Annotated in this window: 20 protein-coding genes; 10 read left to right on the forward strand and 10 right to left on the reverse strand. The window is 61.9% G+C overall.

The window, feature by feature from the left end; genetic code table 11:
- Nucleotides 1–84 precede the first annotated feature (84 nt).
- The 5 genes from AC1RQ5_RS09900 to AC1RQ5_RS09920 all read left to right on the forward strand — a co-directional run bounded on the left by AC1RQ5_RS09900 (nt 85) and on the right by AC1RQ5_RS09920 (nt 5945).
- Nucleotides 85–2817: a hybrid sensor histidine kinase/response regulator gene (locus AC1RQ5_RS09900; RefSeq protein WP_493198611.1), complete on the forward strand. Its 2733-nt coding sequence runs from the start codon at nt 85–87 to the stop codon at nt 2815–2817.
- 11 nt (nt 2818–2828) lie between these two features.
- Nucleotides 2829–3305 (forward strand): chemotaxis protein CheW, encoded by a 477-nt coding sequence (locus AC1RQ5_RS09905; protein WP_398476041.1) that lies wholly within the window; start codon nt 2829–2831, stop codon nt 3303–3305.
- A gap of 123 nt (nt 3306–3428) precedes the next feature.
- Complete coding sequence (locus tag AC1RQ5_RS09910) at nt 3429–3794, forward strand: response regulator (protein ID WP_398476043.1); 366 nt, start codon at nt 3429–3431, stop codon at nt 3792–3794.
- A 100-nt stretch (nt 3795–3894) separates the two neighbouring features.
- Nucleotides 3895–5070: a protein-glutamate methylesterase/protein-glutamine glutaminase gene (locus AC1RQ5_RS09915; RefSeq protein WP_493198614.1), complete on the forward strand. Its 1176-nt coding sequence runs from the start codon at nt 3895–3897 to the stop codon at nt 5068–5070.
- On the forward strand, nt 5067–5945 hold the full coding sequence (locus AC1RQ5_RS09920; protein WP_398476046.1) for a CheR family methyltransferase: 879 nt from the start codon (nt 5067–5069) through the stop codon (nt 5943–5945). The genes AC1RQ5_RS09915 and AC1RQ5_RS09920 overlap by 4 nt, the downstream gene beginning before the upstream one ends.
- A 150-nt stretch (nt 5946–6095) precedes the next feature.
- Here AC1RQ5_RS09920 and AC1RQ5_RS09925 read toward each other — a convergent pair whose 3' ends face one another.
- From AC1RQ5_RS09925 to ctrA, 4 genes are all read right to left on the reverse strand, one after another.
- Nucleotides 6096–7253, reverse strand: coding sequence for a glutathionylspermidine synthase family protein (locus AC1RQ5_RS09925; protein WP_493198616.1), 1158 nt, complete (start codon nt 7251–7253; stop codon nt 6096–6098).
- Nucleotides 7253–7675 (reverse strand): hypothetical protein, encoded by a 423-nt coding sequence (locus tag AC1RQ5_RS09930; protein WP_493198617.1) that lies wholly within the window; start codon nt 7673–7675, stop codon nt 7253–7255. Before AC1RQ5_RS09930 ends, AC1RQ5_RS09925 begins: the two co-directional genes overlap by 1 nt.
- A complete protein-coding gene (locus AC1RQ5_RS09935; protein WP_493198618.1) occupies nt 7672–8082 on the reverse strand; it encodes a DUF350 domain-containing protein in 411 nt (136 codons plus the stop codon). Before AC1RQ5_RS09935 ends, AC1RQ5_RS09930 begins: the two co-directional genes overlap by 4 nt.
- Nucleotides 8083–8225: 143 nt before the next feature.
- Nucleotides 8226–8927, reverse strand: coding sequence for a response regulator transcription factor CtrA (gene ctrA / locus AC1RQ5_RS09940; RefSeq protein WP_068737116.1), 702 nt, complete (start codon nt 8925–8927; stop codon nt 8226–8228).
- 459 nt (nt 8928–9386) lie between these two features.
- Here ctrA and fliI point away from each other — a divergent pair, with 459 nt between their 5' ends.
- The 4 genes from fliI to AC1RQ5_RS09960 all read left to right on the forward strand — a co-directional run bounded on the left by fliI (nt 9387) and on the right by AC1RQ5_RS09960 (nt 12843).
- Nucleotides 9387–10712, forward strand: coding sequence for a flagellar protein export ATPase FliI (fliI, locus tag AC1RQ5_RS09945; protein ID WP_398476055.1), 1326 nt, complete (start codon nt 9387–9389; stop codon nt 10710–10712).
- Between the two features lie 109 nt (nt 10713–10821).
- Entirely contained in the window at nt 10822–11241 is a 420-nt protein-coding gene (gene fliJ, locus AC1RQ5_RS09950) for a flagellar export protein FliJ (RefSeq protein ID WP_211912366.1), read from the forward strand.
- 181 nt (nt 11242–11422) lie between these two features.
- Complete coding sequence (locus AC1RQ5_RS09955; protein ID WP_398476058.1) at nt 11423–11971, forward strand: sigma-70 family RNA polymerase sigma factor; 549 nt, start codon at nt 11423–11425, stop codon at nt 11969–11971.
- On the forward strand, nt 11971–12843 hold the full coding sequence (locus AC1RQ5_RS09960; protein WP_493203369.1) for an anti-sigma factor: 873 nt from the start codon (nt 11971–11973) through the stop codon (nt 12841–12843). The genes AC1RQ5_RS09955 and AC1RQ5_RS09960 overlap by 1 nt, the downstream gene beginning before the upstream one ends.
- A 300-nt stretch (nt 12844–13143) precedes the next feature.
- Here AC1RQ5_RS09960 and AC1RQ5_RS09965 read toward each other — a convergent pair whose 3' ends face one another.
- Nucleotides 13144–13344 (reverse strand): hypothetical protein, encoded by a 201-nt coding sequence (locus AC1RQ5_RS09965; protein ID WP_398476060.1) that lies wholly within the window; start codon nt 13342–13344, stop codon nt 13144–13146.
- Between the two features lie 491 nt (nt 13345–13835).
- Nucleotides 13836–15986, reverse strand: a complete 2151-nt coding sequence (gene flhA, locus AC1RQ5_RS09970) for a flagellar biosynthesis protein FlhA (RefSeq protein WP_398476062.1) — start codon at nt 15984–15986, stop codon at nt 13836–13838.
- A gap of 377 nt (nt 15987–16363) precedes the next feature.
- On the opposite strand from flhA, the gene AC1RQ5_RS09975 reads away from it, so the two are divergent.
- Nucleotides 16364–17671, forward strand: a complete 1308-nt coding sequence (locus tag AC1RQ5_RS09975; RefSeq protein ID WP_493198622.1) for an MFS transporter — start codon at nt 16364–16366, stop codon at nt 17669–17671.
- A gap of 3 nt (nt 17672–17674) precedes the next feature.
- Here AC1RQ5_RS09975 and AC1RQ5_RS09980 read toward each other — a convergent pair whose 3' ends face one another.
- The 4 genes from AC1RQ5_RS09980 to AC1RQ5_RS09995 form a co-directional block, all read right to left on the reverse strand.
- Nucleotides 17675–18598 (reverse strand): cation diffusion facilitator family transporter, encoded by a 924-nt coding sequence (locus AC1RQ5_RS09980; protein WP_493198624.1) that lies wholly within the window; start codon nt 18596–18598, stop codon nt 17675–17677.
- Nucleotides 18599–18659: 61 nt separating this feature from the next.
- A complete protein-coding gene (locus AC1RQ5_RS09985) occupies nt 18660–19052 on the reverse strand; it encodes a hypothetical protein (RefSeq protein ID WP_493198626.1) in 393 nt (130 codons plus the stop codon).
- A 205-nt stretch (nt 19053–19257) separates the two neighbouring features.
- Nucleotides 19258–20421: an autotransporter outer membrane beta-barrel domain-containing protein gene (locus AC1RQ5_RS09990; protein WP_493198628.1), complete on the reverse strand. Its 1164-nt coding sequence runs from the start codon at nt 20419–20421 to the stop codon at nt 19258–19260.
- Between the two features lie 17 nt (nt 20422–20438).
- The coding region (locus AC1RQ5_RS09995) for a hypothetical protein (RefSeq protein WP_493198629.1) at nt 20439–20670 on the reverse strand (232 nt) is incomplete at its 5' end.

Below are 20670 nucleotides of genomic sequence, written 5' to 3' on the forward strand. Positions count from 1 at the left end.
TTAAACGCTTTGCGGCGAGAGTAGCACTACTTCGATAAGGGTCACGCGACGGCGCGGGCTCCGATTGTGTGAAGGCCTACTTTCATGGATGATCTCCTCCGCGAGTTTTTGACGGAAACCAACGAGAGCCTGGACACGGTTGATAATCAGCTGGTCCGCTTCGAACAGGATCCGAATAACGCGAAAATTCTCGATAATATTTTTCGTCTTGTTCATACGATTAAAGGTACTTGCGGCTTCCTCGGCCTGCCTCGTTTGGAGGCGCTGGCTCATGCCGCCGAAACGCTCATGGGTAAATTCCGCGATGGGATGCCCGTGACGGGAGAGGCGGTGACGCTGATCCTGACCACCATCGATCGCATCAAAGACATCCTCGGCCAGCTCGAGGCGACAGAAGCAGAACCGGAGGGGGTCGATGAAGACCTCATCGGTGAGCTTCATCACATGGTCGAAAAGGGCATGGAAGCGATGAACAACCCGGCTCCCGAACAGGCTGCGCCTGCACCCGTTGTCGACGCGCCGCTGGTTGTACAGGCCCTGGAGCGTGAACTGCGTCCGGGCGAAGTCTCGCTCGACGAACTGGAGCGCGCCTTCCAGGAAACCGAAACCGAACTCCATCCGGTCGTGGCCGCTCCGCCGGTGCCGCCAGCGCCAGCACCTGTGGTGGCAGCGGCTCCGGTGGCTGAGGTGAAGCCTGTCGCCAAGCCTGCAGCTGCGCCCGCCGCCAAGAAGAAGACCGCCGTCGAGGTCGATCATCCGGAAGGCGCCGACAAGGTTGCCAACCAGTCGATCCGCGTCAATGTCGATACGCTCGAACATCTGATGACCATGGTCTCGGAGCTGGTGCTGACCCGCAACCAGCTGCTCGAAATTTCGCGTCGTCACGAAGATACCGAATTCAAGGTGCCGCTGCAGCGTCTGTCCACGGTGACGGCCGAATTGCAGGACGGCGTCATGAAGACGCGCATGCAGCCGATCGGCAATGCCTGGCAGAAGCTGCCGCGCATCGTCCGCGATCTCGCCGGTGAACTCGGCAAGCAGATCGAGCTCGAAATGCACGGCGCCGACACCGAACTCGATCGCCAGGTGCTCGACCTCATCAAGGATCCGCTGACGCATATGGTGCGTAACTCGGCGGATCACGGTCTCGAAACCCCGGCCGAACGCGCTGCCGAAGGCAAGCCGGAGCAGGGCACGATCCGTCTGTCCGCCTATCATGAAGGCGGCCACATCCTGATCTGCATCGCCGATAACGGTCGCGGTCTCAACACCGAGCGGATCAAGGCGAAGGCGATCTCGAACGGTCTTGCGACCGAAGCCGACATCGAAAAGATGACGGAAGCGCAGATCCACAAGTTCATCTTCGCGCCGGGCTTCTCCACCGCTGCCGCTGTCACCAGCGTGTCGGGTCGCGGCGTCGGCATGGACGTGGTGCGTACCAATATCGATCAGATCGGCGGCACCATCGACATCAAGTCGGTGGCCGGCGAGGGCTCCAGCGTCACCATCAAGATCCCGCTGACGCTCGCTATCGTGTCTGCACTGATCGTTGAAGCCGGTGGCGATCGCTTCGCGATCCCGCAGCTCGCAGTGGTCGAACTGGTGCGTGCGCGCGCCAACTCCGAACATCGCATCGAGCGCATCAAGGACACTCCGGTGCTCCGCCTGCGCAACAAGCTGCTGCCGCTCATGCATCTAAAGAAGCTGCTGCATATCGATGACGGTTCGTCGGCCGATCCGGAGAACGGCTTCATTGTCGTCACGCAAGTCGGCAACCAGACCTTCGGTATCGTCGTGGACGGCGTCTTCCACACCGAAGAAATCGTCGTCAAGCCAATGTCCACGAAGCTGCGCCACATCAACATGTTCTCGGGCAACACCATTCTCGGTGACGGCGCCGTGATCATGATCGTCGATCCGAACGGTATCGCGCAGGAACTCGGCGCGCAGGCGTCGAACATGGGCGAGATCGCCGACGAGAACGCCGCGGCCCGCGCTCTGGGTGCCGAGCAGCTGACCTCGCTGCTGGTGTTCCGCGCCGGCTCGTCGCAGCCGAAGGCGGTGCCGCTCGGCCTCGTCACCCGTCTCGAAGAGATCGGCGTCGACAAGGTCGAACTGTCGAACGGCCGCTACATGGTCCAGTATCGCGATCAGCTGATGCCGCTGGTGCAGATGGAGAACGTCACCGTTCGCACATCCGGCACCCAGCCGATCCTGGTCTTCGCCGACGACGGTCGCTCCATGGGCCTCGTGGTCGATGAGATCGTCGATATCGTCGAAGAGCGCCTGCATATCGAAGTGGCTTCGGGCCGCGAAGGCATCCTCGGCTCGGCCGTGATCAAGGGCCTCGCCACCGAAGTCATCGATGTCGGTCACTTCCTGCCGATGGCTTTCTCGGATTGGTTCTCGCGCAAGGAAATGCGTGTCTCGGCATCCGCACAGTCGGTGCTGCTGGTCGATGACAGCGCCTTCTTCCGCAACATGCTGTCGCCGGTTCTGAAGGCGGCGGGCTACAAGGTCCGCACCGCCACCAACGCCCAGGAAGGTCTCACCGTCCTGCGCTCGGGTCAGGAATTCGATGTCATCCTCACCGATATCGAAATGCCCGACATGAACGGCTTCGAATTCGCCGAGACCATCCGCTCGGACCAGAAATACGGCCAGACGCCGATCATCGCGCTCTCTGCAATGATCTCGCCGGCCGCCATCGAGCGCGGCCGTCAGGCCGGCTTCCACGATTATGTCGCCAAGTTCGATCGACCCGGCCTGATTGCCGCGCTGAAGGAACAGACGACTGAAGTGCAGCAGGCGGCTTAAGGGGAATCGACATGACCACCACCAACGTGACCCACACCGCCGACGGCGCCGTTACCGAATACGTCACCACCATGATCGGGGGCCAGCTGTTCGGCATGCCGATCTCGCGTGTGCAGGACGTGTTCATGCCGGAGCGCCTGACCCGCGTGCCGCTGGCCTCCAGCGACGTCGCCGGCGTACTCAATCTGCGCGGCCGCATCGTTACTGCGATCGACATGCGCTCGCGTCTTGGCCTGCCGAAGAACACCGATGGAAAGCCGCCGATGGCGGTCGGCGTCGAGCTGCGCGGCGAATCCTACGGTCTGCTGATCGACTCCATCGGCGAAGTGTTGAAGCTTGCCGATGACAGCCGCGAAGTGAACCCCGTCAATCTCGATCCGCGCATGGCGAAGATGGCCGACGGCGTTCATCGCCTCGATGGCCAGCTGATGGTCGTGCTGGACGTTGATCGCGTGCTCGAAATTCCGACTGACAAGCTGGCCGCGTAAAGCATGATCCCGAAAAGCGGCTTCCGGTTTTCGGGGAAAGATCATGCATTAATAAAGATCAGCTATTGGACGATCCTGTCCGCGGAGGAAATGTCCCGTTAGGGACATGAAAGTGAGGCTCACATGAAGACATGTCTGGTTGTCGATGACTCCAGCGTCATCCGCAAGGTTGCTCGACGCATCCTCGAAGGTCTCGAATTCGAGATCACCGAAGCTGAGGACGGCGAGAAGGCGCTGGAAATGTGCAAGCACACGCTTCCCGATGCCGTGCTGCTCGACTGGAATATGCCCGTGATGGACGGCTACGAATTCCTGCGCAATCTGCGCCGGATGCCTGGCGGCGATGTGCCAAAGGTCGTGTTCTGCACCACCGAGAATGACGTCGCGCATATTGCACGCGCGCTGCATGCCGGTGCCAACGAATACATCATGAAGCCGTTCGACAAGGATATCGTCTCTGCGAAGTTCGCCGAAGTCGGCTTGATCTGATTTTTCGCGTCGGTACGGATTCAAGTACCGGCGCGATTCTTTTTAGTTAATGCCTTTATGATGAAGTGCATTTGTTGCGTTAGTTGCGTTTGGTGGGTTGATGAGTGTTGCTGTGATGAGTCCGGCTGCGGCCGAGTCGCGTTATGAGCCATTGCGTGTGATGGTGGTGGATGACTCCGTGGTCATTCGCGGCCTGATCTCGCGATGGATCGATGCTGAGCCGGATATGACGGTGGTCGGCTCGCTCCGAACCGGTCTCGATGCAGTCAACCAGGTCGAGCGCATCAGCCCGGACGTCGCCATCCTCGACATCGAAATGCCCGACCTCGACGGCATCTCCGCGCTGCCGCAGCTGCTGGCGAAGAAGCGCAACCTCGTCGTCATCATGGCATCGACGCTGACGCGCCGGAATGCCGAGATCAGCTTCAAGGCGATGTCGCTCGGCGCCGCCGACTACATTCCGAAGCCCGAAAGCACGCGTGAAATCTCCGCAGCCGATGTGTTCAAGCACGATCTGCTGCAGAAGATCCGCAGTCTCGGTGCGCGCGTTCGCCGCCTGAAGTCCGTGACCAGCCCATCGATCGCCCCGGCAACGCACGCTGCACCGGCTGCGCCCGCCGCGCGTCCCGCGCTGGCACCTGTCGCTGCTGCTGTGTCGTCGAAAGTGGCGACGCGTCCGTTCAGCCCGAGCATGCCGCGTGCGCTGTTGATCGGTTCATCCACCGGCGGTCCGCAGGCGCTCATGGCGCTGGTCGCCGAGATCGGTTCGGTCATCGATCGCGTGCCGGTGCTGATCACCCAGCACATGCCACCGACCTTCACCACCATTCTCGCCGAACATCTCGCCCGCGCCAGCAAGCGCCCGGCGCATGAGGGAATCGACGGCGAACTCGTCAAGCCCGGCACGATCTATCTCGCACCCGGCGGCAAGCATATGCGCGCTGCGAAGCAGGGCGCCAATATCGTCATCGCGCTCGATGACGGCCCGCCCGTGAATTTCTGTAAGCCCGCGGTAGATCCGCTGTTCACCTCGGGCATCGATGTCTGGCAGGGCGGCGTGCTCGCCGTGGTGCTGACCGGCATGGGCTCCGACGGCATGCGCGGTGGCAAGGAAGTCGTTGCTGCCGGGGGCAATGTGATTGCGCAGGATGAAGCCACCAGCGTTGTCTGGGGCATGCCCGGTGCGGCCGCCAATGCCGGCATCTGCTCCGCCATTCTGCCGCTTAATCAGATCGGCGCAAAAATTACCCGCCTGTTTTCTGGAGATCGTTCATGACCCCCGCCGATTACGATTTCCTCCGCAAGTTCCTGAAGGAAAAGTCCGGCCTGGATCTGTCGGCGGACAAGCAATATCTGGTCGAGAGCCGCCTGGTGCCGCTGGCCCGCAAGGCCAATCTCAACGGCATCGATGATCTCGTGCAGAAGATTAAGGGCGGCAACTCGCTGCTGGCCGGCGACGTGGTCGAGGCGATGACCACCAACGAGACCTTCTTCTTCCGCGACAAGATGCCGTTCGACCATCTGCGCGACGTGGTGCTGCCGGAGATGATCCAGGCGCGTAGCGCCCGCCGCAGTCTGCGCATCTGGTGCGCCGCTGCCTCGACGGGGCAGGAGCCTTACTCGATCGCCATGGTGATCAAGGAAATGAGCGCACAGCTCTCCGGCTGGCGTATCGAGATCATCGGCACCGACATCTCGCAGCAGGTGCTGGAGAAGTCGAAGGCCGGCATCTACACGCAGTTCGAAGTGCAGCGCGGGCTGCCGATCCAGCTGCTGGTAAAGTATTTCAAGCAGACCGGCGACCTCTGGCAGATCGCGCCCGAACTGCGCGCCATGATTCAGTACAAGCCGCTGAACCTGCTGACCGACTTCTCGCATATGGGCAAGTTCGACATCATCTTCTGCCGCAACGTGCTGATCTATTTCGATCAGGACATGAAGTCGCAGATCTTTGGTCGTCTCGCCAAATGCATGGAGCCCGATGGCTTCCTCGCGCTCGGCGCCGCCGAGACGGTGGTCGGTCTCACCGACGCTTTCAAGCCCCATGCCGACAAGCGTGGCCTGTATCGCCCGACCGCCATGCGCGCCGCGCCGTCGATCGTGCCGTCGATGGCCCCGGTGGGTCTGAAGACGGCGATGCCGGCGCGTTGAGCATGATGCGCTGACCTTTGAGGCTGTCGTCGCCCGGCTTGACCGGGCGATCCAGTAGACACGGGCGGCTGACGTTAATTACTCTGCATAGCGCTTACTGGACCACCCGCTTTCGCGGGTGGTGACAGATTGAGCTCACCCGATCTCACGTCACAAAATCGCATGCGGCACAAAGCGTGACGTATTGCCCGTGATCGGGTTCTCATCCTCGCGGATCGAGAGCCCGCACGGCACCTCGTCCACCAGCCAGCTGCCGATCACCGGATAGTTGCCGGAGAAATTCGGCAACGGCATCAACATCTGCCGGATATAGCCTTCCTCGCCATACGGCCCCGGCTGCTCATCGATGGCATTGCCGCCGCTCACCAGCGTCACATTTGCGCCTTCCCGCGAATAGAGCGGCTTGCGCACATAGGATGTGCCGAGTTCGCTGGCGGCTGCATCATCGTCGAAATAGGCCGGCAGCAGATTGGGGTGGTTGGGAAACATCGACCACAGCAGCGGCAGGATGCCTTTGTTGGAGAGGATCGCCTTCCATGGCGGCTCGATCCAGCGCGTTGATGCGCCCTTGAGCTTGCCGCCGAATGTTTCGCGGAACATCCACTCCCACGGATAGAGCTTGAACAGCAGCTCGATCGGCTGGTCCTTGAGATCGACGAAATGGCCGGCGTCGGTGTAGCCGATCTCGGTGATGTCGATCAGCTCCGGCGACAGGCCGCCCTGTTGCGCGACATCAGCGAGATACTGAACCGTGCCGCGATCCTCGGCGCTGTCCATGCCGGCCGCGAGATGCAGTCTCTTGCCGGCACCGATCTTGCGCCAGGCCTCGATCAGTTTTTCGTGCAGTGAATTGTATTGATCCGCGCGCTTCGGAATGATCTGCCGCGCGATCGCCTGTTCGAGCCATGTCCATTGAAACACAGCCGCTTCGAACAACGACGTTGGCGTATCTGCGTTGTATTCAAGCAGTTTCGCCGTGCCCTTGCCATCGAAGCAGAAGTCGAAGCGGCCATAGAGGCTCGGCTCGTTGCGCTGCCAGCTCGCCGCGATATAGGTCCAATAGGCTTTTGGAATCTTCAGGAGCTGCAGATAGCGCTCATCCTTCACAGCGCGTCCGACAAGCTCGCGGCACATGGCATTCAGCTCGGCCGTCGGTCCTTCGATCTGCTGCTCGATTTCGTCGAGCGTGAAGGCATAGTAAGCGCGCTCATCCCAATAGCGTTCGCCGGCATCGGTGTGGAAGGCGAAGCCCATACTGGCGGCGGTGTCCTGCCAGTCGTCGCGTTCGGTACAGGTGATCCGCTGCATCACCCACCGCCGGAGAAATGCGAGCCGAACGAGCCGAAGCCGCTGCGCGCCACATGATTGCTGCTCGATGATGCCGCCGAAAGACCGGAACTAGAGGATGAAGCACTACTGGCAAAATTACTGCGTCCGGACGACGAGCTGCTGCCCGAACTACCCCAGGACGAACCGCTGCCGGAATAGCTGTGCCCACTGGACGACGATGACGACCCGTTCCGCTGCACGCATTGCAGCCGCTCTTCCGATGTCATCGGCTGGGTCGTGTCGCATTTTTCGTGCGGCATCAGCGCATAGGCGCTGCCGCCGACGGCCATCGTGCCCATCAGCAGCAATGCGATATGATGCGACCTTTTCTGCGCCGGCTCCTCGACGGGCGGCCGCCGTGGATTGCGCTTCTTGAAGTTATCGATGCTCGCATTCGTCATGGCGAATACACCATGGAGGCGGCATTCAGCACGCCCGCCGCAAGCGAGGCGAGGCCGAGCCACAGGGCTGGCGCCATCTGTCCCTCGGCAATGCGATCGGACAGTTTCGGCACCGGGATGCGCAAAATGAAATAGACGGCGATCTGCACGATCAGCGCGATCACCGCCCAGATCAGGCAGTCGATCACATTGGCCGAATGCACGATCGCGCTGGCCACCGGCAGCACGAAGCCGAGCAGGCTCAATCCGAGCGCAATCGCGGCAGGCGCGCAGTCATTGCGGATGAGCGCGAATTCGTCATGCGAGGTCGCGCGCAGATAGACGAACAGATACAGCATCACGGCGACGATGCCGGTGCAGAAATAGACCAGGAAGGCCGGCAGCCCGGCCAGGGATTGCAGAACCATCACGCCCCCGAATGCATCTCACGCGACATCGTCCGATGCCATGCTTTGCATTCGTCGCGGCTGGTAGGGGGAGAGTTCATTACCACAAACAAAAACCCCGCCTTGCGGCGGGGTTTTCATGAGAACGTTCGGGGAGTGTCGGCTTACGCCGGGATGCGGATCTCTTCTTCGTGCGGCTCGCGGAGCACGTAACCGCGGCCCCACACCGTTTCGATGAAGTTGCGGCCTTCGGAAGCGTTGGCCAGCTTCTTGCGGAGCTTGCAGATGAAGACGTCGATGATCTTCAGTTCGGGCTCGTCCATGCCACCATAGAGGTGGTTCAGGAACATTTCCTTGGTGAGGGTGGTGCCCTTGCGGAGCGAGAGCAGCTCCAGCATCTGATATTCCTTGCCCGTCAGATGGACGCGCTGGCCGCCGACTTCCACCGTCTTGGTATCGAGATTGACCACCAGGTCGCCGGTCTGGATGACCGACTGGGCATGGCCCTTGGAGCGGCGCACGATCGCATGAATGCGGGCAACCAGCTCGTCCTTGTGGAAGGGCTTGGTCATGTAGTCGTCGGCGCCGACGCCGAGACCCTTGACCTTGTCTTCGATGCCGGCGAGGCCCGAGAGAATGAGGATCGGGGTCTTGATCTTCGACACCCGCAGCTGCTTGAGCACATCATAGCCGGACATGTCCGGGAGATTGAGATCGAGCAGGATAATATCGTAATCGTAGAGCTTGCCGAGATCGACGCCCTCTTCACCGAGATCCGTCGTGTAGACGTTGAAGCTCTCGGATTTGAGCATCAGCTCAATCGACTGCGCAACAGCGCTATCATCTTCAATTAGCAAAACGCGCATGCCAGTCCCCTTTAGTCGCCGCTGTGGGCGTCAGGTCGGCCGCCATACTTGCGGCACCAAAAAACGCCTACGAACAACTGATTCGGATCCTGACGGGATATGGTTAACAAATGCTGATTCTTCCGCGCAAGCTCTAATCGTGCAATTTTTGTCGAATCGCCGTAAGATATTGCGTCAAAGACTCTTTTCGTAACCGTGTCCGCTCAAGTTCCGCATAAGGAATCGAAGCTAACCGACCCCATCGATTCACGCCCTGCATTCTGCCGGCGCAAATGCTCTCAGTCATTCAAGACAGTGATCGAATGATTAACGATGCGGGTAAACACGGAGTTAAGGGGACGCCAGCAATAAGGCGAAACTTTAAAGCTTTCGCTACGAAGCGTTCACGTTGAAGGCGACCATAAGGCAGGGAAGGCCGATATTCCGTGAAAGCGCAGCTTCCGTGAAAGCCCAGATTCTTTGAAAGCACTTGCTGAACAACTCGCCGATATCGACGGCATTAATATCTACGGGCGCGTGGTCGGCGTGCGCGGTCTCATGGTGGAGATCGCCGGTCCCATCCATGCCATGTCGGTCGGCGCCCGCATCGTCATCGAGACCGGCACCAACCGCTTCATCCCGGCCGAGGTGATCGGCTTCTCCGGCGACAACGCCGTCGTGATGCCGTTCGCCGGGCTTGAGGGCGTGCGCCGTGGCTGCCGTGCCGTCATCGCCAATGCCGCCAGCATGGTGCGCCCGTCGATCGCCTGGCTCGGCCGCGTGGTCAATGCGATGGGGGAGCCCATCGATGGCAAGGGACCGCTGCCGCAGGGGCCGGCACCGATGCCCTACCGCGCCTCGCCGCCGCCGGCGCATTCGCGTAACCGCGTCGGTGCGCCGCTGGATCTCGGCGTGCGCTCGATGAATACCTTTCTCACCTGCTGCCGCGGCCAGCGCATGGGCATTTTCGCCGGTTCCGGTGTCGGCAAATCGGTGCTGCTGTCCATGCTGGCACGCAATGTCGATGCCGACGTCTCCGTGATCGGCCTGATCGGCGAACGCGGCCGCGAGGTGCAGGAGTTCCTTCAAGAGGATCTTGGCGAGGAGGGTCTGGCCCGCGCCGTGGTCGTGGTCGCAACGTCGGATGAGCCGGCGCTGATGCGCCGCCAGGCCGCCTATCTCACCATGTCGATTTCGGAATTCTTCCGCGACGAGGGCAAGGATGTCATGTGCATGATGGACTCGGTCACGCGCTTTGCCATGGCGCAGCGCGAGATCGGCCTGTCCGTTGGCGAGCCGCCCACCGCCAAGGGTTATACGCCCACCGTCTTTACAGAGCTTCCAAAGCTGCTGGAACGGGCAGGGCCGGGCACTGACGAAGGTTCCATCACGGCCATCTTCACGGTGCTGGTGGATGGCGACGACCACAACGAGCCCGTGGCCGACGCCGTGCGCGGCATTCTGGACGGCCATATCGTGATGCAGCGCGGCATTGCCGAGCGCGGCCGCTATCCCGCCATCAACATCCTCAAATCCGTTTCGCGCACCATGCCGCGCTCCTGCGATCCCGCTTACCTGCCGACCATCACCCGGGCCCGCCAGATCATGGCCACTTATTCCGACATGGAGGAACTCATCCGCCTCGGCGCCTATCGCGCCGGTTCCAGCCCGGAGGTGGACGAGGCGATCCAGCTGCACGAGCCGCTCGAGGCATTCCTGCGGCAGCGCAAGGACGAGGTGTGTGGATTGCTGGAAGGATACCAGCAACTGCACCAAATTGTTGGTACTTCAGCAACGGAACGCTAACTTTGTCGCGCCATCATGATCGCCAGACAAGGAATTCAGCCGGCCGCACCTGTTTGGGCGGCCGGCGTTGTCCCGCTGTGAGACAGGGACTTCTGGGGAGTATGAGTCGATGAAGTCACGTGACACACTGATCCGCCTGAAGAAATTTCAGGTCGACGAGAAGCGCCGCCGCGTTAATCAGATCGAAGGCATGATCGCCGACTTCCAGCGCATGTCGGTGGATCTGGAACGCGAGATCCAGACCGAGCAGGATCGCGCCGGTATCCAGGATCCCACCCATTTCGCCTATCCCACCTATGCCAAGGCCGCGATCCAGCGTCGCGAAAACCTGACCCGCTCGGCCGACGAATTGCGTGGCCAGCTCGAGGACGCCAAGGCACTGCTCGGCGAAGCCTTCGAAGAACTCAAGAAGGTCGAGCTGCTCGACGAGCGCGACCAGGCCCGTGCCCGCGAGGAGGAGAATGCCCGCGAGCAGGCCGACCTTGACAGCATCGGTCTGATGCGCGCCCGGATCGGCGCGGTCGCCTAAAACAGATCGCTTGATTGCAAAGCTTTCCAGCCCGGGCCGCAAGGTCCGGGTTTTTCGTGCGTGCCGTCCACAACGCGAACAGCGTCATGGCCTGCGCGCCGGTATTCATGTTACGAGTCGCGAATACCGCTGGGCGAACCCGATCGCGCAGCGAAAGGTAATTTGAGGTCGAGGAGACGGAATGCTGACGCCGGCAGAATTGGTTTGGCTGCTCGCCGCGGTCGCAAAGGGTGATGAAGCTGCATTCGAGCGGCTTTATACCGCTACACGCGCGAAACTGTTCGGCGTCGTGCTCCGTATCTTGCGCAGACAGGACCTCGCGGAGGAAGTGATCCAGGAGGTCTATATCAAGATCTGGAATAGCGCCGGCCAGTTCAATCCCGGTGTTGCCTCGCCGATCACATGGATGGCGTCCATCGCGCGCAATCGCGCGATCGATGTCGTGCGTAAGAAGGGCGAGACGTCGATAGAGGAAGAGCCGTCCGCCATGGATGTCGCCGCCGATACACCCGATCCGCTCGCGCGTCGCGAGATGACCGAAGAGTTGCGGCGTCTGCTCGAATGTGTCGGGCAGCTCGAACCGGAACGACAGAAACTCGTATTGCTCGCTTACTACAATGGCTGGAGCCGCGAACAGCTCGCGGTGAAATTCGAGAAGCCTGTGAACACCGTCAAAACGTGGCTGCGCCGGAGCATGTTGGACATCCGCGCATGTCTGGGACTCGCATGATGGACTATAGCGAAGACCATATCGCATTGGCTGCAGAATATGCGCTCGGCACACTGGACGCCGATGAGCGCGCGCAGGTCGAGCAGATGATGGCGGTCGACAAGGACTACGCCGTCGTCGTGGAGTCGTGGGAGCGTGCGCTCTCGGCGCTCAACCAGATGGTGGGCATGGTCGAGCCTGGGCCACAAGTCTGGGAGAATATCCGCAGCGCGATCGGTCTGTCCGGCGCGCAGCTATCGATGGTCCTGCCATCGGCGCCGGAGCCCGCTGCAGCGCCTGCTATCGAAGCGGCGCGCGAGCCATCGCCAGCCGACACTTCCAATGTCATCACGCTCACCCGCCGTGCGCAGCGCTGGCAGGGTTTGGCGACAGCGATGACGGCAATTGCCGCTGCTCTGATCGCTTTGGTCGGCGTGCAGGTGACGCGCCCCGATCTGCTTCCGGTCGCGCTGCGTCCGAAGGCAGAACAGGTTGCGCAGGCGCCCGTACAGACGCCGGTCCAGCTTGCTGCCGCACAGTCGCAATATGTCGCGCTGCTGCAGACCGACGCGTCGTCGCCGGCCTTCATTCTCACTGTCGATGCTGCGACCAAGAACTTTACGGTGCGCAAGGTCGGCGCCGAGCCGCAGGTCGGCAAGAGCTATGAATTGTGGATCGTGTCCGACAAATTCCAGGCGCCGCGTTCGCTCGGCGTGATCGGCAGCGATGAATTCACGACGCGTGCAGCGCTTGCGGCTTACGATCCGGACACGGTCCATCAGGCGACCTATGCTGTCACCGTCGAACCGGAAGGTGGTTCGCCGACCGGTTCTGCGACGGGCCCGATCGTGTTTACAGGCAAGCTGATCGAGACGGTGCCACCGCCGAAGTAATGTTTGGCGCCGTTACCAACTCCCCCTCATCCTGAGGAGCCGCGCAAAGCGCGGCGTCTCGAAGGATGGCGCCAAGCTCCAGCTTCACCGGCCCATGGTTCGAGACGGCGCTGCGCGCCTCCTCACCATGAGGGGCAGCGAGGCGAAAAGCCAACTACACAAACAGAAGTACAGACAAAAGAAAAACGCCCGTGGGGAGCGGGCGTTTTCCGTTTCGCAGTCCACTTGGGGGGAGTGGGATCTGCTGCGTTATCGCATGACGACCTTGGGGGACATCGGCATGCGAATTCGTAAAACTCGTTAGCGGACCATGCTGCTGTTCGAGGTCGCCGTCGTCACAGGGGCACCTGCTTTGATGACGCGCGCGGTCTGCGTGTAGCCTTGATCGGAATTCATGCGAGACGAGATACCCACACCGGCCACGAAGATACCGGCGATCAGGGCAACAACGACCACCTTGAGGTGGGTCATGCGGTCCGCGCTGTAAATCGAGTGGTTCATGAGACGCTCCTGCCGTCCGATGCCTGACTGCTCGTTGGTGTCGAGCTTTCGTCATCAGGTTCATCATCTGTGTGGCAAAGAACGTCAGTGCGAGGGCGTACGTTCCGGATTATCAATCACAAGACGGTGATATTCCGTGAGGCCTAGAGCCATTTTGGCCGTTTCAGGTCTGAAATTTACGAAATACTCATTTGTTTATAAGGCGATAGTCAGGATCGTCGCAGCTTGCGGGAGGCTTGCCGAAAAACATTACGAATTTGCAAGTCTCTTGTGTGTGACGAATTTGCACCGCCCCGCCGGCAGTGATTTGCAGGGACGGATCCGTGTTCCTGGGGCGATTTAACTTCGCCCCGCTTGCGGGAAGAGGTCGCCTGGAACATGCGCAGCATGTGGAAGGCGGGTGAGGGGGCTCTAGCTCTGCAGTGCGTGGAGAGCCCCCATCTGTCCCGGCTTCGCCGGCCCACCTTCTCCCCGCGAGCGGGGAGAAGGCACTAGACGCTGCCGACGGTCTTCAACCGGGCGCGGGGATGAATCTCGGCCTGCGACAGAACGGTGGTCTGTGAGCGGAACCGTTCCACCAAGGACCGCACGAACGGTCGGATACCGGCCGAAGTCACCAGCACCGGGGCTTCGCCTTCGCGGGCCGCCTGCTCAAAACTGTTGCGCACGGCGACCATAAATTCCGACAGGCGCGACGGCTGCATCGCGAGGCTGCGGTCTTCACCCTGTCCGATAATGGATTCCGCAAAAGCCTGTTCCCACTGCGCCGACAGCGCGATGAGCGGGAGATAGCCGGCATAGGAGGTGTTCTGCGCGCAGATCTGGCGGGAAAGGCGCGCGCGCACATGTTCGACGATGGTCGAGGGATTGCGCGAATAGGCCAGCGCGTCGGCAATGCCTTCGAGAATGGTCGACAGATCGCGCACCGAGATGCGTTCGGTGAGCAAGAGCTGCAGCACGCGCTGGATGCCGGAGACAGTGATGAGGCTGGGCACGATATCCTTGACCAGCTCGCCCTGTTCCTTCGGCAGATCCTTGAGCAGCTTCTGCACTTCGCCGTAGGAGAGCAGATCCGACATGTTGCCCTTGAGCAGCTCTGTCAGATGCGTGGACAGCACGGTAGCCGCATCGACGACGGTGTAGCCCTTCAACGAGGCTTCTTCCTTCAGCGCGGCATCGACCCAGGTGGCGGGCAGGCCGAAGGTCGGCTCCGTTGTGTGGATACCGGGCACGGTGACCTGCTGGCCGCCGGGATCCATGACCATGAACTGGTTCGGCCAGATGCGGCCGGTGCCGGATTCGACCTCCTTGATCTTGATGACATAGGTGTTGGCCTCGAGCTGGACATTGTCGAGGATGCGCACCGACGGCATCACAAAGCCCATCTCGACGGCCAGCGACTTGCGCAGCGCCTTGATCTGTTCGGTCAGGCGATCGGTGCCATCCGGGCCGTTGACCAATGGCAGCAGCGCGTAGCCGAGTTCGATCTTGAGGTCGTCGATCTTCAGCGAGGCGGAGATCGGCTCGTCCGCTGCAGCCTGGGCGGCCTGCGCGGCCGCAGCGGCGGCGGGGCTGCCGGGAGCAGGCACTGCTTGCTGCGAGTCGGTGGCCTTCTGCGACTTGTTACGCTTGCTGGCCGAGTAGGCGAGCCAGCCGGCACCGCCACCCAGGGCGAGGAACGGCAGCATCGGAATGCCCGGCAGCAGCGCCAGCGTCAGCATCACGCCGGCCGACATGCCGAGCGCCTGCGGATAACCCGAAAACTGCTTCAGCAGCGTCTTGTCGGCAGCACCCGTGATGCCGGCCTTGGAGACCAGCAAGCCCGCGGCGACCGAGACGATCAGCGCCGGCACCTGGGTCACCAGGCCGTCGCCGACCGTGAGCAGCGTGTAGGTGCGGCCGGCTTCGGAGAACGGCATGCCCTGCTGGGCGACGCCGATGATGATGCCGCCGATCACGTTGATGGCGGTGATGAGCAGGCCGGCGATGGCGTCGCCGCGGACGAATTTCGAGGCACCGTCCATGGCGCCGAAGAAGCCGCTTTCGTCTTCGAGGTCCTTGCGGCGCTTCTTGGCGGTGGCTTCGTCGATCAGGCCGGCGGAGAGATCGGCGTCGATGGCCATCTGCTTGCCGGGCATGGCGTCCAGCTGGAAGCGCGCGGCGACTTCGGCGATACGGCCCGAACCCTTGGTGATGACGATGAAGTTCACGATCACCAGGATGGCGAACACCACCACGCCGATGACGAAGTTGCCGCCCATCACGAAATGGCCGAACGCCTCGATGACGTGGCCGGCAGCGGCGGTGCCTTCGTGGCCATGCGACAGGATCAGGCGGGTCGAGGCGAGGTTCAGCGACAGCCGCAGCATGGTGGAGATCAGCAGCACGGTCGGGAACGACGAGAATTCCAGCGGCGTCTGGGTGAACAGCGCCGTCATCAGGATCAGCACCGACATGGTGATGGAGATCGCCAGGAACAGGTCCATGACGATCGCCGGCAGCGGCATGATCAGCACGACGAGGATGATCAGGACGCCGAGCGCCAGCGCGATATCGCCGCGCAGCACCGCGGTTTTAAGCCTGCCGAGATCGAAGCCGCCGCCTGGGGCTGTTGGGCCCTGGCTCACCGTCATGTCCGTCATCGTCAAAGCTTCCCCGCGCGCATGCCGGTCATGCGCGCCAAACGTATGCTTGGCAGCCGGAGGGCCGCCGATCCGCAAGTGAGGCACCGCACTGGCATCCACGGGCATTCCCCCGATCGGCTGACGAGACACGATTTCACTCGGCAATTTTTGCCGTGTGTATGGTTAGCAAAGGGTTAATTTTGGTTAACTGACGGTGAGTTAAGGCAGCGTGACGCAGCACAAGTGCTCCCTCTCCCGCTTGCGGGAGAGGGCCGGGGAGAGGGACCCCCACGTGACGTCGGAGTTTGCTCAAGCACCCTCTCCCTGTCCCTCTCCCGCACGCGGGAGGGGGGACACTGCGGCCAGTGCTCCATTCTCCACCCCGTCACTTTCGCATGCCTAATCCTTCAGCAGGCTGGCTTGACCCGGAAGGAACTGCCCTTCAGGTTGCCGCAGTGAATTCAGAAACGGCCCTCCCGGAAACGCCCGCCTTCCAGCCCGACTCGCGTCAGGCATGGACCCGCCTTGCCTTGGCACTCGTCGTAGGCTCGTTGGGCTCCGTCGGCATGTGGTCCGTCGTAGTGGTGCTCCCGGCCGTGCAGGCCGATTTCGGCGCCACGCGTGGCGCCGCGGCGCTGGCTTTCACGTTCACCATGGTCGGCTTCGGCATCGGCGGTATCATTGTCGGCCGGCTGACGGACCGTTTCGGCATCGTCGCGAGCATTGCGCTCGCCACCGTGCTGATGGCGATCGGCTATGTGCTGTCGTCCTTTGCAACGGCCCTCTGGCAATTCATCCTGCTGCATCTTCTGATCGGCGCCGGTTCATCTGCCACTTTCGCGCCATTGATGGCCGAAGCCTCGCACTGGTTCGAACGCCGCCGTGGCATCGCGGTCGCGCTGGCTGCGACGGGCAGCTATATCGGCGGCACTTTCTGGCCGCCGGTGGTGAGCTGGGGCATGCTTACTTTCGGCTGGCGCCCGACACAGATCGGCATTGCGGTCGTCACGACGGCTCTCACATTGGTGACACTCGCGGTATTGCGGTCGAAAATGGGCGCCAATGAGCGCCGCAGCCATGCCAATGCGCCGCCGCCGAAAGTCGATCTGCAGCTAAGTCACAATGCTTTGACAGCAATCCTTTTCATGGCTGGAATCGGCTGCTGCGTCGCCATGGCAATGCCGCAGGTGCATATCGTCGCTTACTGCAGCGACCTCGGCTATGGCGCCGCACGTGGCGCCGAGATGCTGTCGGTGATGCTGGCACTCGGCATCATCAGCCGCGTCGGCTCAGGCTTCCTCGCCGATCGCATCGGCGGGCTGCGTACGCTGCTGGTCGGTGCCATCGCGCAGGGCGTGGCACTGATGTTCTATCTGTTCTTCGACGGGCTGAGTTCCCTCTATATCATCTCGGCGATGTTCGGCCTGTTCCAGGGCGGCATCGTGCCGGCCTATGCGATCATCGTGCGCGAGGCGATGCCGGCCTCGCAGGCCGCGACGCGCGTCGGCATCGTCATTCTCGGCACCATCGCCGGCATGTCGCTGGGCGGCTGGCTGTCCGGCGTCATCTTCGATGCCACCGGCTCCTATCGGGCTGCCTTCATCAATGGCATCTGCTGGAATCTGTTCAACGTCGCGATCGTCACATGGCTGTTGATGCGAGCGCGCAAGCGGACGGCGATGACGCTACGCGCCGCCGCGTAAGCGCTACAGCCACGCTTCGTCGCTGGTGAACTCGATATTGAGCCAGTGGCTCGGCGGCACGGCGCCCAGCCGCTCCGCAATCTCCCGTCTAATGCCATCGAAGTAATCCACCTCGCGCGGCCCGAGATCGTCGGGCGCGAGAAACGTGATATCGACGAAACGTGCGCGACCCATCTTGGCGACATAGCTCGAAAAATTCTCGAAGCCATGGCGCTTCTGGATATCACGCGCGATCTCGCGCACTTCCTCATCCAGATCCACCGGCGCCACCTGGATGATATCCTTCACCGATCGCCAGCACGACCGCAGCGGCAGTGGCAGCAGCAGCACGCTGAGCGTCGCCAGCACGGCCGGATCGAGATAGGGCACGAGATGATCATAGCTCGTCCCATGCATCCGGGCCGCGACCCAGAAGCTGAGACCCAGCGCGACGCTGACGAGTCCCGATGCAAACCAGTTGCGCGCGTCCATCAGCAGCAGTTCTGAATTCAGCCGCTTCGCACGCGTCCCGACCAGATAGGCCATCACCAGCGCGATCAGTCCCGCGATGATGCCATAGGCGGCGCCGGGCCCGAACGACACCGAACGGCCGACGCTGAACAAGTCATTCAGCGCACCCAGCAGCGCATAGCCGCAGGATAGTGCCAGCACGACGCTGTTGAGGAGCACCAGCATCGGCTCGAACTGCCAGAAGCCGAACTGGAAGTAGCGAGTCGATCCCCGCGTCAGCAGCAGCGAGACGCCGACGGACAATCCGGTCATCGCCGCATCGATGACGGAATACACGCCATCGAACACAATCGATGACGAATTGATGACAAGTCCCACCGAGATACCGACGGCCGCGTCGAAGGCGGTGACGATGATGGAATAAACGAGGGCTTTGCGTTCCTCGCGGCTGTCGATGTCGTGCTGCAAGTCGGTCATGGTTTGGACGCAAGGAAGCCGCAAGAGAAATCGGAATTTGCGCTGGAAACAGCGCGTTTTGCTACGGCGTGAGGTCCTGTACCGGAGGCATTCCGACCGGTCCGTCAGGCGGCACAGATTCCCGAAGGCGCATTTCAGCACCAGCGCCGAACATGCATTCCATAGTCGGTTCTGCGATCGCCGTCATGGTGGTTTCGATCCGCGGCCACTTTTCTGCCTGCAGCCATGCGCGGTTCAGCGTCGGGACGCCCCGTTCGGTGACGCCATAGAGCAATGCGTCGAGCATTTCGACATCATCGACCTGATCGAACATCGCGTTGCGCACGCAATCGCACACGGCCTCCGGGCGTGCATAGCGCGGCGCCATGAAGGGGGCGCAGAGGCGAATGAATTCGCCGCGCGGATCCGGCATCAGCGACAATTGGCGGGGATCGGCGCGTGCGGGAGCCGTCACAAAACAGCTCAGCACGCTGCAAAGCAGGGCGCAGGTCGTGTAGGCGAAAAGGAAATGATATCGCGAAGTCACCAAGCACCAATCTGTCGGTGAAGCCGCGTGACTTTATCATGCTTCGCGCGCCTGCACACCCAGATCGACAGATGGCCTCGGCGTAGTGCGCCGAGGCCATCATTTCATCTGCAAGATCGCATATCACCTGTCACTACAGGATATGAGCACCGTGCAGATCGAGGAGGCCGTGGTCACCTGCCAGCGGTGCCGTGATCGTATCGGTGAGCGCAGCCACATCGAGCGGCGCGTTCACCGGAGCCGAGACGGTGTTGCCCGATGCGATATCGCCGCTCAGGATGCCGCCGGGAATTCCAGCGCCACCAAGCAATCCGCCGAGCAGGCCATTGCTGCCAAGCAGGTTGCCGGACAGGCCGTCCGTTCCTGCGCCGCCCAAGCTGGGAACGTCGAGGATGCCGCTGCCTGTCAGCACACCGAGATCTGCCAGCTGCGGCCCATCAGCACCGACATCGATCGCACTGATGCTCACGGCATGCGTCGGATCGGTATCGGGCGTCGATAGCAGATCGAGGCCCAACCCGTTTGGCGTCTGCGGCCCGACATCGAGATCGATCAGATGGCCCGTCGAAGATCCGTTGAGATCGCCGACAGTGCCGTTCAACAGCCCGCCCTCGGCAGTGAGAAGGCCGCCAGCCAACCCGCTGCCAAGGAGGTTGCCGAGCGGGTTGCCAGACCCGGTATCGACGATACCGGGCAGGCCAAGGCCGGAGGCCGGCGGCAGGCCGATATCGATCAGGTTCTGGCCGTCCCCGGTGTCGAGCACGTTCACATTGAGACCATCGGTGTCAGTCGCATCCTGCCCCGTCAGCGCATTCACTGATAGACCATTCCCGTCAGCACCGCTGGGGCTGATGCTCAGCAGGGAATTGAGATCGAGCGGATTGCCGGATCCTGGTTCACCCGTGCCGGGAAGGCCGATGCCGCCTGTGTTTGGAAGCAGGCCGATATCGAGCAGGTTCTCGCCGTTGCCGGTGCCGAGGACATTGAGATTGACACCGTGCATGTCGGAGGCATCGGCCGGCGCAAGGACGTTCACTGCCAGGCCTTGGCCATCACCTCCCGCATCGACCGAGAGCAGGGGACCGAGACCGAGTGCGTCGCCGGATCCGGGATCGCCGGTGCCAGGCAGGCCGATGCCACCGGTGTTCGGAAGCAGGCCGACATCGAGCAGGTTTTCACCAGTGCCATCGCCAAGCACATTCACATTGATGCCATGACTATCGGTCGCGTCCGGTGGTGTGAGGACATTGACCGAGAGGCCGTTGCCGTCTGCTCCGCCGAGACCAACCGTGAGCACGGGATCGATGCCGATCGTCAGGCCGCCAGTATCACCAGGAGGCGTTGATCCGTCGCCGCCACCCGAGCCTGGAGGTGTTGATCCATCACCACCGCCTGCGACAGGAGGTGTCGATCCGTCACCGCCGCCTGAGCCCGGAGGAGTTGATCCGTCGCCACCGCCCGAGCCTGGCGGTGTTGATCCATCACCACCGCCTGCGACAGGAGGTGTCGATCCGTCACCGCCGCCTGAGCCCGGAGGAGTTGATCC

This window comes from Tardiphaga sp. GW821-FHT12E02 (assembly GCF_058807155.1).

Coding starts and splice junctions, on each gene's coding strand:
- flhA (WP_398476062.1), bottom strand. CDS start 15,986: ATGACGGACATGACGGTGAGCCAGGGCCCAACAGCCCCAGGCGGCGGC.
- AC1RQ5_RS09930 (WP_493198617.1), bottom strand. CDS start 7,675: ATGACGAATGCGAGCATCGATAACTTCAAGAAGCGCAATCCACGGCGG.
- AC1RQ5_RS09965 (WP_398476060.1), bottom strand. CDS start 13,344: ATGAACCACTCGATTTACAGCGCGGACCGCATGACCCACCTCAAGGTG.
- AC1RQ5_RS09955 (WP_398476058.1), top strand. CDS start 11,423: ATGCTGACGCCGGCAGAATTGGTTTGGCTGCTCGCCGCGGTCGCAAAG.
- AC1RQ5_RS09920 (WP_398476046.1), top strand. CDS start 5,067: ATGACCCCCGCCGATTACGATTTCCTCCGCAAGTTCCTGAAGGAAAAG.
- ctrA (WP_068737116.1), bottom strand. CDS start 8,927: ATGCGCGTTTTGCTAATTGAAGATGATAGCGCTGTTGCGCAGTCGATT.
- AC1RQ5_RS09905 (WP_398476041.1), top strand. CDS start 2,829: ATGACCACCACCAACGTGACCCACACCGCCGACGGCGCCGTTACCGAA.
- AC1RQ5_RS09960 (WP_493203369.1), top strand. CDS start 11,971: ATGGACTATAGCGAAGACCATATCGCATTGGCTGCAGAATATGCGCTC.
- AC1RQ5_RS09935 (WP_493198618.1), bottom strand. CDS start 8,082: ATGGTTCTGCAATCCCTGGCCGGGCTGCCGGCCTTCCTGGTCTATTTC.
- AC1RQ5_RS09980 (WP_493198624.1), bottom strand. CDS start 18,598: ATGACCGACTTGCAGCACGACATCGACAGCCGCGAGGAACGCAAAGCC.
- AC1RQ5_RS09975 (WP_493198622.1), top strand. CDS start 16,364: ATGCCTAATCCTTCAGCAGGCTGGCTTGACCCGGAAGGAACTGCCCTT.
- AC1RQ5_RS09915 (WP_493198614.1), top strand. CDS start 3,895: ATGAGTGTTGCTGTGATGAGTCCGGCTGCGGCCGAGTCGCGTTATGAG.
- fliJ (WP_211912366.1), top strand. CDS start 10,822: ATGAAGTCACGTGACACACTGATCCGCCTGAAGAAATTTCAGGTCGAC.
- AC1RQ5_RS09910 (WP_398476043.1), top strand. CDS start 3,429: ATGAAGACATGTCTGGTTGTCGATGACTCCAGCGTCATCCGCAAGGTT.
- AC1RQ5_RS09925 (WP_493198616.1), bottom strand. CDS start 7,253: ATGCAGCGGATCACCTGTACCGAACGCGACGACTGGCAGGACACCGCC.
- AC1RQ5_RS09900 (WP_493198611.1), top strand. CDS start 85: ATGGATGATCTCCTCCGCGAGTTTTTGACGGAAACCAACGAGAGCCTG.